The organism is Cognatishimia coralii (genome assembly GCF_037478305.1).
GTDB classification, from domain to species: domain Bacteria; phylum Pseudomonadota; class Alphaproteobacteria; order Rhodobacterales; family Rhodobacteraceae; genus Cognatishimia; species Cognatishimia coralii.
In genome coordinates this window covers 1-13,569 of sequence record NZ_JBBGAZ010000004.1, presented here as the reverse complement: position 1 = coordinate 13,569, position 13,569 = coordinate 1, and the positions used below count along the sequence as shown (strand labels likewise).

Below are 13,569 nucleotides of genomic sequence, written 5' to 3'. Positions count from 1 at the left end.
TTGAAGACCCTGCCCCATTAGGCTATCCCCGTTGAAAGCTTTGGAGGAGCAAGTATGTATCGCGTTTGGAACTTTTTAACCAACTATTCCCTGCTTTTGATCATAGGGGCGTTGATTGCGTTAGTCTGGGCAAACACAGATGCACATAGCTACCACCACCTTGTGGAATACCCCGTCTGGTTCAACGACTGGGTTGGCCTCGACTATGACTATTGGAAGAAAGTCTACGGCAAGGGCTATGACGCCTTTGGCTCTCCTGGCACGGCGAAGGTTCTGTCGTTCCACTACCTCGTGAACGACGTGCTGATGGCCTTCTTCTTTGCGATTGCCGCGAAAGAAGTCTGGGAAGCGGTTGTTCTGAAAGATGGCTCTCTGCGCGGCAAAAAGGCGGCGACGCCCTTGTTTGCAACGGCGGGCGGCATGTTTGGCCCGATTGCGGTGTATCTTGGTTTGGCGGCTTTCCTTGGGTCCGACACTTATAACGCAGTCGCCAATGGCTGGGCGATCCCGACGGCGACAGACATCGCGTTTTCCTATCTTGTAGGCCGTCTGGTCTTTGGCGCAGGCCACCCGGCTGTGCGCTTCCTGCTGTTGTTGGCGATTGCCGACGACGCGGCGGGCCTGATCATCCTTGCGATCTTCTACCCGTCCGGAGACCTCGCCCCCGTTTGGCTCTTGGCCTCTTTTGGCGGTGCGCTGGGCGTTTACATCCTGTTCAACTGGTTGCCCCGTCGCATGGACCGCGGCAACCAAGCGCGTCCGAACTCCACATGGGTGCGCAAAAACCTGCACTTCCTGCCTTATGCTGCGGCGGCGGCGATCAGCTGGTATGGCTTTATGCGCTCTGGCCTGCACCCGGCGCTGGGCCTTCTGCCAGTGGTGCCTGCGATCCCACATGCGGACCGTGCCTTTGGGATCTTTTCGGATGCAGAAAAGCACCTGCATGACTTGCTGAACGTGATCGAGCATGCGCTGAAACACCCCGTCGAGATCATCCTGTTCTTCTTTGGCCTCTTGAATGCGGGCGTCGAATTCAGCGCCATTGGCGATGCAACCTGGTTGGTTCTGGCCGGTCTGATCATTGGTAAACCGGTGGGCATTCTGATCTTTGGCTGGATCGCGGCCTCGCCCATGCGACTGGGCATGCCCGAGGGGATGCGCATCATCGATCTGGTCATTATCGGCTTTGTTGCGGCCATTGGTTTCACCGTCTCGCTCTTTGTGGCCTCGGTCGCCTTTGACGCAGGACCGGTGCAGGATGCAGCCAAGATGGGCGCGCTCCTGAGCTTTGGAGCCGCGATCATCTCGATCATCGCAGGTCGCGTTCTGCGTGTGAAAAAGATCGAGATGTAACCTCAAGACTGATTCAATTCAGCAACGAAACCCCCGAAACCGGCGTCAAAGCGCCGGTTTCTTTGTTAAAAATCAAATAAATTGGCAGTCAGTTATTGTCAGATGAGGGGCTAATCCGACATAATGAGCCTCAAAGCCCAAAAGGGTATTAAGACTTCTCCGCTAAGGAGAGATATAGGCAGAGCAGCGCCGGAGCAGTGTAATGCTCGAGTTCGACAACGTGAGTAAGTCCTATTGGACTGGCAAGCAGCGCAAGGTCATCCTTGAACGCGCTTCTTTTCGCGTGGAACTAGGGACGTCGGTTGGCATCCTTGCGCGCAATGGCTCTGGTAAGACCACGATCATCAATATGATGGCCGGTCTGGAAAAGCCCGATGAAGGCGAAATCCGCCGCACTTGCCGTATCTCGTTCCCGCTGGGGTTCATGGGTGGGGTGGTGAACAAACACACGGCGGTGGAAAACAGCCGCTATATCGCGCGGCTCTATGGGCTGGACCCGGATTATGTCGAGGCCTTCTGCCGTTGGCTCTGTGGTTTGGGCGAATATTTCGACCAACCTTTGGGCACCTATTCCTCGGGCATGCGGGCGCGGTTTTCTTTCGCGCTGATGCTGGCCCTGGATTTTGACATCTATCTGGTCGATGAGGGCATGCCGTCTTCGACCGATGTGGACTTTAACCGCAAGGCAGGCGAGGTGCTGAAGGAACGTCTGCGCACCACCACGATGATCATCGTCAGCCACCAGCCCAAGACGCTGGAAAAATTCGCCAAGAGCGCGGCTGTTCTGAGGAACGGCAAGCTTCATATGTTCGACACCTTGGAAGAGGCCAAGCAGCTTTATGACTACCAAACCCAAGGCTAAGAAATTCCGCATCCGTCGCGGTGGCCAAGGCACCTCTGCGACAGCGCCTCAGGCAGAGACGCCCGAGGCGGCCCCAGCCGCGACGCCTGAAACAACACCTGTTGCGCAGACCGCACCCGAACCGGCCGCAGCCCCAAGCGACCGTGCCTCACGCCGCGAAGCGCGTTTGGCGCGGGCTGCGGAACGTCGTGCTAAAATCGCTCCGGTCGAAGACAGCCCGATGCCCACCTCGCCCGAAGAGGACATGGGCGGGCTAAACGCCATGGCCGACAGCGCGCCCGCTCCGGCGGCAGCCCCTGCGCCCTCTGGCACAACCGCGCCGCCAGCCTCGATGCCCGCAGCCGTCAGCCCAGAACAATCGATTGCGGCGATCCGCCAAGAAGGCCTAACAGGACGCCAATTGCGCATGGCCCGCCGCTTGGCGCAGAAACATGGGCTTGCCGCGACATCCGACTATGACGCCGTGCGCCTATTGCGTGAATCGGGACGCGACCCGTTCAGCACGCGCAATATGCTGGAAGTCGTCTCTAACGACGTGCAACTGCCGCAGACCCGGCCTCAGGGCAACACGATGCCTTCGACCGAGATGGCCTCGCCCGCCTCCACCCGAGAGCGCGAGATCGGCGACATCCAGAAAGACATCGCCAAACGGCGTCGCCGCAAGACATTCCTGATGTTCTCGCGCCTGCTGGCCTTTGTGGCGCTTCCGACGTTGCTGGCAGGCTATTACTACTATTCGGTCGCAACGCCGATGTATTCGACCAAGTCCGAGTTCCTGATCATCCAATCCGAAAGCTCTGGCGGAGCTGGCGGTCTTGGGGGCCTTTTCTCGGGCACGCAGATGGCCACCAATCAGGATTCCATCGCGACGCAATCCTATCTGCAATCCAAAGACGCGATGCTGCGGCTGGACGCGGACGAAGGGTTTAAGTCTGTCTTCTCTGATCAGTCTGTGGATCCCTTGCAGCGGCTTGAAGAGAACCCCTCAAACGAGGCCGCCTATTCGGTCTACAAAAAATTCGTCAAAATCGGCTATGACCCGACCGAAGGCGTGATCCGCATGGAAGTCGCCTCTCCTGATCCGGCGATTTCACAACGCTACGCGCAGGCTTTGATCACATACGCCGAAGAGCGCGTGGATGAACTCAGCCAACGCAAACGCGAAGACCAAGTGAAGGACGCGCGCCGTTCATTGGAGCAAGCCAAGGCAGATCGCCGCGCGGCCCAGACCACTCTGGTTGACTTGCAAGAAGGCACGGTGCTTGACCCAGAGGGCCTGATCGCGAGCCTGCGGCAACAGATTTCGACCTATGAACTGGAGCTACAGGAAAAGCAGCTGGAACTGACGCAGCTTTTGGACAACGCACGGCCCAACCAAGCCCGCGTCGATGGCGCGCGCGGATCGATCCGCCGGCTTGAAGGCGTGTTGCAGGGACTACAGGAACGCATGACGGCTGCGCGCGGCGGTGAGGACTCCCTTGCGCGCCAAAACAGCCAGATACAGATTGCCTTGGCGGACCTCGCAACGGCGGATCTGATTATGCAATCTGCCTTGCAGACATTGAAGCAAACCGAGCTCGAAGCCAGCCGTCAGGTGCGCTATCTGACGACCTCGGTGGCACCTGTCGCCTCAGAGGACCCAAGCTATCCGCGCAAGTTTGAAAACACGATCTTGGCCTTTCTGGTGTTTTCAGGCATTTACCTGATGATCTCCCTCACGGGTTCTATCCTTCGCGAACAGGTATCTTCGTAATGAAACATGTTTCCGTCGGCAATCTGACGATTGCCAATGACCAGCCGCTGACTTTGCTCGCGGGCCCCTGCCAATTGGAAAGCGCAGATCACGCGCAGATGATTGCAGGCACTCTGAAAGAGGCCTGTGCGGCTGCAGGGGCGCAATATGTCTTTAAGGGCTCTTTTGATAAGGCCAACCGCACGTCTTTGAATGCAAAGCCTGCATTGGGCTTGGACGAAGGCCTGAAGGTTCTGGAGAGCGTCAAGAAAGAGATCGGCGTGCCGGTCATCACCGACATCCACGAGAAAGAGCAATGCGCGCCTGTGGCTGAGGTTGTGGACATCATGCAGATCCCGGCCTTTCTGTGCCGCCAGACGGCGCTTTTGTTGGCGGCGGGCAAAACCGGTGCTGCGATCAATGTGAAAAAGGGGCAGTTTCTGGCCCCTTGGGACATGCCCAACGTGGTTGCCAAGATCGAAAGCACCGGAAACGAGCGCATCTTATTGACGGAACGCGGCGTGTCCTTTGGCTATAACCGTTTGGTCGTGGACATGCAGTCTCTGCCGGAAATGGCGCGCACCGGATATCCCGTCGTAATGGACGCAACCCACGCCGTGGCGCAGCCCGGCGGGCTGGGCGGCGCGTCGGGTGGTCAGCGTGAATTTGCCCCTGTTCTCGCGCGCGCCGCGGTTGCGACCGGAGTGGGCGCTGTGTTCACAGAAACCCACCAAGATCCCGACAATGCGCCCTGTGATGGGCCGAACATGATTTACCTGCGCGATATGCCGAAACTGATCGACACGCTGATGCAGTTCGACCGGCTGGCCAAAGCCAACCCGATCGAGATCTAGCCCCAAAGCGTTTCGCGTTAAACTTGACACAAAAGTTTGACGCGAAACGCTCGGACCCTATCGATGTTGTGGGCGTTTCCCAATCAACCTGTATCTCAGGTTAATCGCGAAACGCTTTAGACAAATCGCAGATTTGGCAACGCCCAAGGGCCCTTCGATGGGGCGCTTGGGCGTTTCTCTTTAGGCTGCCAGCCCGCGCCCTTTCAGCAGAGCTTCAACGCCCGGCAACCGACCTCGGAACCGCTCGTAAAGCTCTCCGGCATCGACTGAACCGCCCATCGATAGGATATTGGCCTCAAGCGATTTGGCCATTTCAGGGTCAAAGGCCCCGCCTGCCTCCTCAAAGGCCGCAAAGGCGTCTGCGTCCATGACTTCGGACCACATGTAGCTGTAGTATCCGCTGGAATAGCCGTCGCCCGCAAAGACATGCGCGAAATGCGGCGTCGCGTGGCGCATGGTGATCGCGGCGGGCATGCCGAGGTCGGCAAGGACTTCGGCCTGTTTCGCCATTGGATCGGTGGGGGCTGTGCCTTCGTGGAAGGCCAGGTCAACGAGCGCTGAGGCCACATATTCCACGGTCGCAAAGCCCATGTCGAAGTTGGCCGCGCCAAGCACCTTTTCGAGCATTTCAGCAGGCATCGCCTCGCCCGTCTCCGCGTGGGTTGCGAATTCTTGCAGCACTTCGGGCACCTCAAGCCAGTGTTCATAAAGCTGGCTTGGAAGTTCCACAAAATCACGCGCTACCGAAGTTCCAGAGACGCTTTCATAAGTCACATTCGAGAGCATCTGGTGCAGCGCGTGCCCGAACTCATGGAACAGGGTGCGGGCGTCGTCATAGGACAGGAGCGCGGGCTCAGATTTCGCGAAGTTGCACACGTTGATAACGACTGGCGCTTGAACCTCCGGGAACTTCGCCTGCGCGCGCATGGCCGAGCACCACGCGCCCGATCGTTTGGAGCCTCGCGCGAAATAGTCGCCGATGAAGACGGCCACATGTTCGCCGTTCCGTGTCACTTCCCATGCGCGGCAATCCTCGTGATAGAGCGGAATTTTCAGCGGTGCGAACTCAAGGCCAAACAGGCGGTTTGCACAAGCAAATTGCGCCTCGATCATGCGGTCGAGCTGCAGGTAGGGTTTCAACAAAGCCTCATCCAGATCATGCTCGGCCTTGCGCCGTTTTTCCGCATAATAGCGCCAGTCCCAAGGGGCGAGGTCTGCGTTGATGCCATCGTCATGCATCATTTGGGTCAGGACCTCGGCGTCTTTGTCCGCCTGCGCCTTGGCGGGTTCCCAGACGTCCATCAACAGGCCGCGCACCGCGTCAGGCGTCTTGGCCATTTCGGTTTCCAGCTTGTAGTCGGCGAAAGTTTCATAGCCCAAAAGCTGCGCCCTTTCTTCGCGCAGTTTCAGGATCTCGGCGGCGATGTCGCGGTTGTCTGTGTCGCCTCCGTTGGCCCCGCGTGCGGTCCATGCGGCGAAGGCCTTTTCGCGCAGATCGCGGCGTGGCGAGAATTGCAGGAACGGGACAATAATCGACCGAGACAAAGTCACAACCGGACCGTCCTGCCCCTTTTCTTCACCCGCGGCCCGCGCCGCGGCGATGGCGAAATCTGGGAGGCCTTCGAGGTCGGCCTCAGCCAGAGGCATGAACCAATCCCGTTCATCGGCGAGAAGGTTCTGAGTGAACTCTGTACCCAAAACCGCGAGCCGCGATTTGATTTCTTTCATGCGGGCATCAGCCTTGCCTTCCAGCGCGGCACCGGCGCGGACGAAATTGCGATGGGTCAGCATGAGGACGCGCTGTTGTTCGTCACTCAGATCGAGGCTGTCGCGCTGATCCCAAACGGCCTGAATGCGGGCGAAGAGCTGTTTGTTGCCATAGATCGCCGATCCATGCGCCGCGAGTTTCGGAGACATCTCGCGCATGATCTCTTCGCGCGCGGGGTTACTGTCAGCGCCCGCAACCGTGTAAAACGCGCCTGCAACGCGATCCAATGCCTGTCCGGTTTTCATCAGCCCTTCGATGGTATTGGCGAAACTTGGGGCGTCGGCGTTAGTCGCGACGGCCTCAACTTCGGCCAGATCCTCGGCGAGAGCGGCCTCAAAGGCGGGCGAGAAATCTTCGTCTTTGATCAAGTCAAAAGGCGCGATTTCAAAGGGGGTATTCCAAGTGGAAAGCAGCGGGTTTGTCATGCGGTGATCTCCTTTGAGATCAACCTATGCCGTGACGCGCCGCGCGCAATGGGCAAACGTTATTTTGATCCGCAACAGGGGCAATCGGCGCGACGTTTCAGGCCGATTTTCCGGGTTTCGCCGTAGAGCCCGTCATAGATCAGCATTTCACCGCGTAAGGCGATGCCTGCACTCGCGATGATCTTCACGGCTTCCATCGCCATGATCGAACCTATCACGCCGGGCAGCGGCCCAATCACGCCTGCTTCGGCGCAGCTGGGTGAAAGGCCGGGGGCTGGAGCCTCGGGGAAAATGCATTGATAGCAAGGTGCGTCCTCGGCGGGATCAAAGACGCTGACCTGGCCTTCCCATTGGGTCAAAGCACCCGAGATCAGCGGTTTGCCCAGCGCGACGCAGGCGGCATTGACCAGATAGCGGGTGTCGAAATTGTCGGTGCCGTCCAGCACCAGATCGTAGTCGGCAATCAGCGTCTCGGCTTCGTCGACAATGAGGCGACGGTTGTAAGGGCGCACCTCGACAAATGGGTTCTGCGCTCGCATGACGGCGGCGGCGGAATGCACTTTGGGCATGCCTATGCCAGCATCCTGATGGATGACTTGGCGCTGCAGGTTGGAATTGTCGACCTCATCGTCATCCACAACGCCGATGGTGCCCACGCCTGCGGCGGCCAAATAAAGCAGCGCCGGAGACCCCAGCCCCCCTGCTCCGATCACCAGCACCTTGGCCTCTTTGAGTTTTTTCTGCCCCGGTCCACCGATTTCGCGCAGCACGATATGGCGGGCGTAGCGATTGAGTTCCGTGTCCAAGAAAGTTCCGGTTTTCGCAGGCGCCTCGGCCTGGGCCTCCGCTTGTCCTTCGGCGCGGCTGCGCAGCCATTGCAAGCCTTTGCGATAGACAAACACCAAAAGCCCGATGCCGCCGATCAAAAGCCAAGGCGCGACGGATCCACCGGTGGCTTCTCGCAAGGGATGACCGGTCGGGAAGACCGCCTGCATCAGCAAAACCGCCAGATAGAGCACGCCCAGCATGGTCCAACGCACGGGCTTTGGCGTTTTCATCAGGGCTCCGATGCCCCAGATGGCACCCGCTGCGACGAGGACGGCAAACATCTAACTCACGCCTGTTGAGCCAAAACCGCCCGCGCCGCGTTCCGTGTCCGACAGGTCAGAGACCTCGCGACAGTCGACCTGCAAGACATCGGCAACAACCGCCTGTGCGATACGGTCGCCGTGGTTCAGGGTCACGGGTTCAGTGCCATAGTTATAGAGCCCGACTTTCACCTCGCCGCGATAATCGCTGTCGATCGTGCCCGGCGCGTTGGGGATCATCAGATGCCGTTTCAGCGCCATGCCGGAACGGGCGCGGATCTGCATTTCGGTGCCTTGAGGTAGCTCTACGCAAAAGCCGATGGAGAGCATCACCAAGGACGCAGGCTCCACAGTCACGGCGCCGTCAGGCAGACAAGCCCGCAGATCCATCGCGGCGGCTCCGGGGGTTGCGTAGCTTGGTAGCGGCAGGTCCCCATTGGCCTCTGTACGTTTGAATTTCACCTGTTTTGACATGGTTTATTCCGCCAGAGCCTTGGCGATGCGCGCCGCCAGTTCTTCGGCCACAGCATCCTTGCCCATACGCGGCCAGCTTTCCGCGCCTTCGTCAGAGATCAGCGTCACAGCGTTTTCCGAGCCGCCCATGATACCGGTTTCTGGACTGACGTCGTTGGCGACGATCCAATCACAGCCCTTACGGTCTCGTTTGGCGGTCGCATGGGCGATCACATCATCTGTTTCCGCCGCGAAGCCTACAACCAGATCAGGTCGGCCTTGTTTCAACTGAGACACGGTTGCCAGAATGTCTGGGTTTTCTTTGAACCCAAGCGTCGGCAGCGCGCCCGCTTGTTTCTTGATTTTACTGTCGCTTGCGCCATCCACACGCCAATCCGCGACGGCGGCGGCGAAGACGGCTGCGTCGACTGGCATCACGCCCTCGACGGCCTCAAGCATCTCTTGCGCGGTTTCCACTTCGACAATCCGCGCGCGGTCTGGCCGTGCGGCATCGGCGGGGCCGGTGACGAAGACAACCTCTGCGCCCAGCGCCGTCAACGCCCGCGCGATGGCGGTGCCCTGCGCGCCGGAACTACGGTTGGCGATGTAGCGCACGGGATCAATTGGCTCGTGGGTCGGCCCAGAGGTCACGAGGATGCGACGGCCGGTCAAAGGGCCTTCTTCGAATTCGGCCTGAATGGCAGACACGATTTCATGCGGCTCGGACATCCGGCCGGGGCCGAATTCGCCACAGGCCATTTCGCCTTCGTTCGGGCCAACAAAGCTAACGCCATCCGCGCGCAAGGTGGCGATATTGCGTTGCGTGGCGGGATGATCCCACATGCGCACGTTCATCGCTGGGGCGACCAGAACCTGCGTGTCTGTGGCAAGCAAAAGCGTCGAAGCCAGATCATCGGCCAGCCCCTGCGCCATTTTGGCCATCAGGTTGGCCGTCGCGGGCGCAACTACGATCAGATCAGCAGAGCGGGAGAGTTCGATATGGCCCATTTCGGCCTCATCCGTCAGGTCAAAAAGATCCTGATAGACCTTCTCCTCGGCCAAAGCAGAGACCGACAAAGGAGTCACGAACTCGCGGGCAGACCCCGTCATCACCGGCGTGACCCAGGCCCCTGCTTTGCGCAATTGGCGGATCAGATCCAGCGATTTATAGGCTGCGATGCCTCCGGAAATAATCAGGAGAATGCGTTTATTGTCGAGCATTTGGCCACTCCGAGCTTCGGTGTGGGCTGACACTATGCACTTGATCGCGATGTTACAAGATCAGGCGATCAGCGCCCGCACTTCGGCGCCATGGCGTTCCAGCTTGGTCCGCATCTTGGCGAGGGCTGCGACCTCAAGCTGGCGCACACGTTCTTTGGAGATCCCAAGATCCTGACCGATCATCTCAAGCGTACGGCCCTTTTCAGACAAACGCCGCTGACGCACGATCAGCTTTTCGCGGTCATTGAGGTCCTCCATCGCCTCTTCGAGCCAGGATTTCAGAACCGCAGAGTCCCGCGCCTCGTCAACCTGTTCGGAGCCTTGCATCGTGTCGTCTTCGAGCACATCGATCCATTCGCGGCCGTCCTCATCGCCGCCCTGCTGAGCATTCAGGGAATAGTCGCCCCCAGACAACCGGCCCTGCATCATTTCAACATCCCGCACGGACACACCGATTTCCGTGGCGATCTTTTCGGTCAGTTGATGGGAATCTAGTGACTCACCGCTTTCCCGCAAAATCTGCGCCTCGACCCGCTTGAGGTTAAAGAACAAGGATTTTTGGGCCGAGGTCGAGCCGGTGCGCACCAAAGACCAATTGCGCATTACGTGGTCCTGAATCGAGGCTTTGATCCACCAAACGGCGTAAGTCGAAAAGCGCACACCACGATCTGGGTCAAATTTGTCGGCAGCTTTCATGAGGCCAAGCCCCGCTTCTTGCACCAGGTCGTTCATTGGCACGCCGTATCTGCGGAACTTCGACGCCATCGAAATGGCAAGCCGCATGTAGGCGGTGATCAACCGGTGCAGAGCGCGTTCATCTCGGTCATCGCGCCATGCAATCGCCAGAGCTGTTTCCGTCTCGGCATCCAAGAGTTCCGCTTTCATGGCACCACGCATGAAAGTTTGGTCCATATGCGTCATGAGGCCCCCTCCTTGCGCTGGATATTCATGTTGGTTACGCAAGGACCATCGGAACGGATCACTTTTTGAGGCATTCCATGGCAGAGCTGCCAAAGCTGACATTCGTACTAGGCGGGGCGTCCTCTGGAAAATCCGCTTTTGCAGAAGGACTTGTGGTGGCGACCGGAGCCCCTCGGGTCTATGTGGCCACGTCTCAGATCTATGATGACGAAATGGCCGCAAAGGTGCGTGATCACGTGGCTGCGCGGGGGAACGACTGGCACACGATCGAAGAGCCTTTGGATATGGCCAAAGCTCTCTCTCAGGTTGGCGAGGATCAGGTCGTGTTACTGGATTGCGCCTCCATGTGGCTGACCAATCAAATGATGGCAGAGCACGATCTGGCGGTAGAAACCGAAGCGCTTATTGCGGCGCTTGCCGCATGCAAAGGACGAGTCATCGTCGTGTCCAACGAAGTTGGCATGGGGATCGTACCCGACAATGCCTTGGCCCGAAGGTTTCGCATCGCGCAGGGAAAGCTGAACCAACGGCTGGCCGCAGCCGCGGACCTCGCAGTTTTCGTGATCGCGGGCCTGCCACAGGTTCTGAAGGGCGACCTGCCATGAGGCGGCTCTGCCTTGTTCGCCATGGCCCAACCCATGCCAAAACCATGGTCGGCTGGAGTGATCTGCCAGCGGACCTTTCCGATCATGCAGCGATCGCGCGGCTGGCAGAGCACCTCCCAGCGGATGCTTTGGTGATTTCCTCTGACCTCAGCCGCGCCGTCGCAACTGCAGATGCAATTCAGGGTGCACGCATGCGTCTCCCGCATGATCCCGACTTGCGCGAAATGAACTTCGGCGATTGGGAGCTGCAACGTTTTGACGAGGTCGAAGACCAAGAAACCTACCGAGCCTTTTGGGAAACCCCGGGCGATGTAAAACCGCCAAACGGGGAATCATGGCACGAACTCGAAGCCCGCGTTGGCAAAGCCGTTGACGCAGCTCTCGCGGCTCATCCAGACAAAGACCTGATTGTTGTCGCCCACTTCGGCGCAATCCTGACCCAGCTGCAACGCTCAGAAAAGCTGACAGCCTATGAGGCCTTTAGCCATCGGATCGACAACCTTTCAGTGACCGAAATCGACATCACAAAGTCGGGCTGGCACACCATGACGATCAATCACACCCCGTGATCTGCCGCATGACAGATCTTCGTTTTACCTGGCCGCACAAGCCGCCTAGGCTCTCGTCATGACCTATCATTTGATCCTCGGCGATTACGCCTATTCTTCCTGGTCCCTGCGTGGATGGCTGCTGTTTGAAAAATTCGGCATTCCGCGTAGGGAAACTTTGCTCAGTTTCTTTGACGACGTAGGCGTCGCGGCCCAGATGGCCGATCACGCTCCGGCCAAAACCGTGCCGACCATGGTCACCGAGGACGGAATCCCCGTGTCCGACAGCCTCGCCATCGCCGAAGAACTCGCCAGCCGGCACCCTGACGCGGGCCTCTGGCCGACTAACCCTAAACATCGCGCAGTTGCCCGGACTTTGGCGGCCGAAATGCACTCTGGATTTACGGCGCTGCGCGGCGATTGCCCGATGAACCTACGCACCGCATATGCCGACAGCGCCCCCCGCAAGGAAGTTCTGGCCGACGTTGCCCGCCTGGAAACCATCTGGAATTGGGCGCGCGAGACATGTGAAAGCGACACACCCTGGCTCTGCGGAAACTACTCGGCAGCCGACGCTTTCTTTGCGCCTGTCGCGGCACGTCTCGCGGGCTATAGCCTTCCCATGAGTGAGATGGCCGAAGCCTATGTCACCGCACACCTCACCGACCCCGCCTTCCAAAAATGGCGGGCCTTGGGTCTGGAAATCGGCGAAACCCTGCCTTGGTACAAAAAGGACTACCCGGTCAAAGACTGGCCCGCCTAAGCCTTTCATCTTGCTCAAAATACTCAAATCCAAGGCCGCCTGCTTCGCAAACTCAGGCGGCCTTAACACTTTGCTAACCAAGCGCGCCTAGCCTGACGAAAACCGTAAGAGGCCCCATGTCCGCGCGCAGCTATACCGTCGCCTTTGAGGGCGTGGACGCCCATCTCGTCGAAGTTCAATGTGCGATCACCCCGGGCATGCCAGCGTTCTCCATCGTTGGCCTCCCAGACAAAGCCGTCTCTGAGGCGCGAGAGCGAATCCGCGCGGCAATGAATGCGCTCGCCATCGCTTTGCCGTCCAAGCGCATCACCGTAAACCTGTCTCCGGCGGATCTTCCAAAGGAAGGCAGTCATTTCGACCTTCCGATCGCTATCGCTTTGCTGGCCGTGCTGGACATCATCCCAAAAGACGCCGCCGAGGCCACATTGGCTCTTGGCGAACTCTCTCTGGATGGCACCTTGATCCCCGTCACCGGCGCCCTCCCCGCCGCGATGACAGCCGCGCGCGAAAATCGCAGATTGCTTTGCCCCGCCGCCTCGGGCCCCGAAGCCGCATGGGTTGGCGCAACCGAAGTCATTGCGCCGCGGGGACTGACCGAAGCGTTGCGACATTTCACCGGCCAAAACCCGATTGCACCCAGTCAGCCCGGCGAAGTCATTAAAGAAGACTCGCTCAAAGACCTCAGGGACGTCAAAAGCCAATATCGAGCCAAACGCGCGCTCGAGATCGCGGCAGCGGGACGGCATCATCTCTTAACGTTGTGCCTAATTAACACAACCAATCACAATGCTATTTCTCAAACCGGAAAGGCCATTTCAACTTTCAATGTGATCTTACTGAAAAACAGCGAAGGGCGTATTCTGTTGAAAAACTCACCCTTGATCGAGGCCGAAGTCACTGATTCAATTTCCATATTGAACGGGGGATTGAGTGATGATGGGACCGAGACAAGAAGCGCAGGCGGCTTTGTTTTACG

At 58.8% G+C, this 13,569-nt stretch carries 13 protein-coding genes; 8 read left to right on the top strand and 5 right to left on the bottom strand.

All coding sequences use genetic code 11. From position 1 onward, the window contains the following. The first annotated feature begins 54 nt into the window (after window positions 1-54). The 4 genes from WG622_RS08875 to kdsA all read left to right on the top strand — a co-directional run bounded on the left by WG622_RS08875 (window position 55) and on the right by kdsA (window position 4,801). Window positions 55-1,353, top strand: a complete 1,299-nt coding sequence (locus tag WG622_RS08875; RefSeq protein ID WP_339403278.1) for a Na+/H+ antiporter NhaA — start codon at window positions 55-57, stop codon at window positions 1,351-1,353. Window positions 1,354-1,555: 202 nt separating this feature from the next. Next, window positions 1,556-2,215, top strand: coding sequence for an ABC transporter ATP-binding protein (locus WG622_RS08870; protein ID WP_209357283.1), 660 nt, complete (start codon window positions 1,556-1,558; stop codon window positions 2,213-2,215). Continuing rightward, window positions 2,193-3,968 (top strand): KpsE/RkpR family capsule polysaccharide export protein, encoded by a 1,776-nt coding sequence (locus WG622_RS08865; RefSeq protein ID WP_339403277.1) that lies wholly within the window; start codon window positions 2,193-2,195, stop codon window positions 3,966-3,968. Before WG622_RS08870 ends, WG622_RS08865 begins: the two co-directional genes overlap by 23 nt. After that, on the top strand, window positions 3,968-4,801 hold the full coding sequence (gene kdsA / locus WG622_RS08860; RefSeq protein ID WP_339403276.1) for a 3-deoxy-8-phosphooctulonate synthase: 834 nt from the start codon (window positions 3,968-3,970) through the stop codon (window positions 4,799-4,801). The genes WG622_RS08865 and kdsA overlap by 1 nt, the downstream gene beginning before the upstream one ends. A 180-nt stretch (window positions 4,802-4,981) precedes the next feature. On the opposite strand, the gene WG622_RS08855 is transcribed toward kdsA, so the two are convergent. Genes WG622_RS08855 through WG622_RS08835 form a run of 5 tightly spaced genes read right to left on the bottom strand, consistent with a single transcriptional unit; the run spans window position 4,982 to window position 10,677 of the window. Then, window positions 4,982-6,994, bottom strand: coding sequence for a M3 family metallopeptidase (locus WG622_RS08855; protein ID WP_339403275.1), 2,013 nt, complete (start codon window positions 6,992-6,994; stop codon window positions 4,982-4,984). A gap of 59 nt (window positions 6,995-7,053) precedes the next feature. Next, complete coding sequence (locus WG622_RS08850; RefSeq protein ID WP_339403274.1) at window positions 7,054-8,103, bottom strand: HesA/MoeB/ThiF family protein; 1,050 nt, start codon at window positions 8,101-8,103, stop codon at window positions 7,054-7,056. Next, window positions 8,104-8,556 (bottom strand): dUTP diphosphatase, encoded by a 453-nt coding sequence (dut, locus tag WG622_RS08845; protein ID WP_339403273.1) that lies wholly within the window; start codon window positions 8,554-8,556, stop codon window positions 8,104-8,106. Between the two features lie 3 nt (window positions 8,557-8,559). After that, window positions 8,560-9,756 (bottom strand): bifunctional phosphopantothenoylcysteine decarboxylase/phosphopantothenate--cysteine ligase CoaBC, encoded by a 1,197-nt coding sequence (coaBC, locus tag WG622_RS08840; protein WP_339403272.1) that lies wholly within the window; start codon window positions 9,754-9,756, stop codon window positions 8,560-8,562. A gap of 60 nt (window positions 9,757-9,816) precedes the next feature. Next, on the bottom strand, window positions 9,817-10,677 hold the full coding sequence (locus WG622_RS08835; RefSeq protein ID WP_339403271.1) for an RNA polymerase factor sigma-32: 861 nt from the start codon (window positions 10,675-10,677) through the stop codon (window positions 9,817-9,819). Window positions 10,678-10,754: 77 nt separating this feature from the next. Between WG622_RS08835 and cobU the strand changes: the two genes are divergently transcribed. The 4 genes from cobU to WG622_RS08815 form a co-directional block, all read left to right on the top strand. Beyond that, entirely contained in the window at window positions 10,755-11,282 is a 528-nt protein-coding gene (gene cobU / locus WG622_RS08830) for a bifunctional adenosylcobinamide kinase/adenosylcobinamide-phosphate guanylyltransferase (RefSeq protein ID WP_339403270.1), read from the top strand. Continuing rightward, on the top strand, window positions 11,279-11,851 hold the full coding sequence (locus WG622_RS08825) for a histidine phosphatase family protein (RefSeq protein ID WP_339403269.1): 573 nt from the start codon (window positions 11,279-11,281) through the stop codon (window positions 11,849-11,851). The genes cobU and WG622_RS08825 overlap by 4 nt, the downstream gene beginning before the upstream one ends. A gap of 58 nt (window positions 11,852-11,909) precedes the next feature. Then, entirely contained in the window at window positions 11,910-12,593 is a 684-nt protein-coding gene (locus tag WG622_RS08820) for a glutathione S-transferase (RefSeq protein WP_339403268.1), read from the top strand. A 116-nt stretch (window positions 12,594-12,709) separates the two neighbouring features. Next, window positions 12,710-13,569 (top strand): magnesium chelatase domain-containing protein (locus tag WG622_RS08815; RefSeq protein ID WP_339403267.1); only part of this gene is annotated, 860 nt, incomplete at its 3' end.

Excerpts from the sequence above, each read along its gene's own strand:
- WG622_RS08850 (WP_339403274.1), bottom strand. The coding sequence starts at position 8,103 with ATGTTTGCCGTCCTCGTCGCAGCGGGTGCCATCTGGGGCATCGGAGCC.
- WG622_RS08820 (WP_339403268.1), top strand. The coding sequence starts at position 11,910 with ATGACCTATCATTTGATCCTCGGCGATTACGCCTATTCTTCCTGGTCC.
- WG622_RS08875 (WP_339403278.1), top strand. The coding sequence starts at position 55 with ATGTATCGCGTTTGGAACTTTTTAACCAACTATTCCCTGCTTTTGATC.
- WG622_RS08855 (WP_339403275.1), bottom strand. The coding sequence starts at position 6,994 with ATGACAAACCCGCTGCTTTCCACTTGGAATACCCCCTTTGAAATCGCG.
- kdsA (WP_339403276.1), top strand. The coding sequence starts at position 3,968 with ATGAAACATGTTTCCGTCGGCAATCTGACGATTGCCAATGACCAGCCG.
- WG622_RS08825 (WP_339403269.1), top strand. The coding sequence starts at position 11,279 with ATGAGGCGGCTCTGCCTTGTTCGCCATGGCCCAACCCATGCCAAAACC.
- cobU (WP_339403270.1), top strand. The coding sequence starts at position 10,755 with ATGGCAGAGCTGCCAAAGCTGACATTCGTACTAGGCGGGGCGTCCTCT.
- dut (WP_339403273.1), bottom strand. The coding sequence starts at position 8,556 with ATGTCAAAACAGGTGAAATTCAAACGTACAGAGGCCAATGGGGACCTG.
- coaBC (WP_339403272.1), bottom strand. The coding sequence starts at position 9,756 with ATGCTCGACAATAAACGCATTCTCCTGATTATTTCCGGAGGCATCGCA.
- WG622_RS08865 (WP_339403277.1), top strand. The coding sequence starts at position 2,193 with ATGACTACCAAACCCAAGGCTAAGAAATTCCGCATCCGTCGCGGTGGC.
- WG622_RS08870 (WP_209357283.1), top strand. The coding sequence starts at position 1,556 with ATGCTCGAGTTCGACAACGTGAGTAAGTCCTATTGGACTGGCAAGCAG.
- WG622_RS08835 (WP_339403271.1), bottom strand. The coding sequence starts at position 10,677 with ATGACGCATATGGACCAAACTTTCATGCGTGGTGCCATGAAAGCGGAA.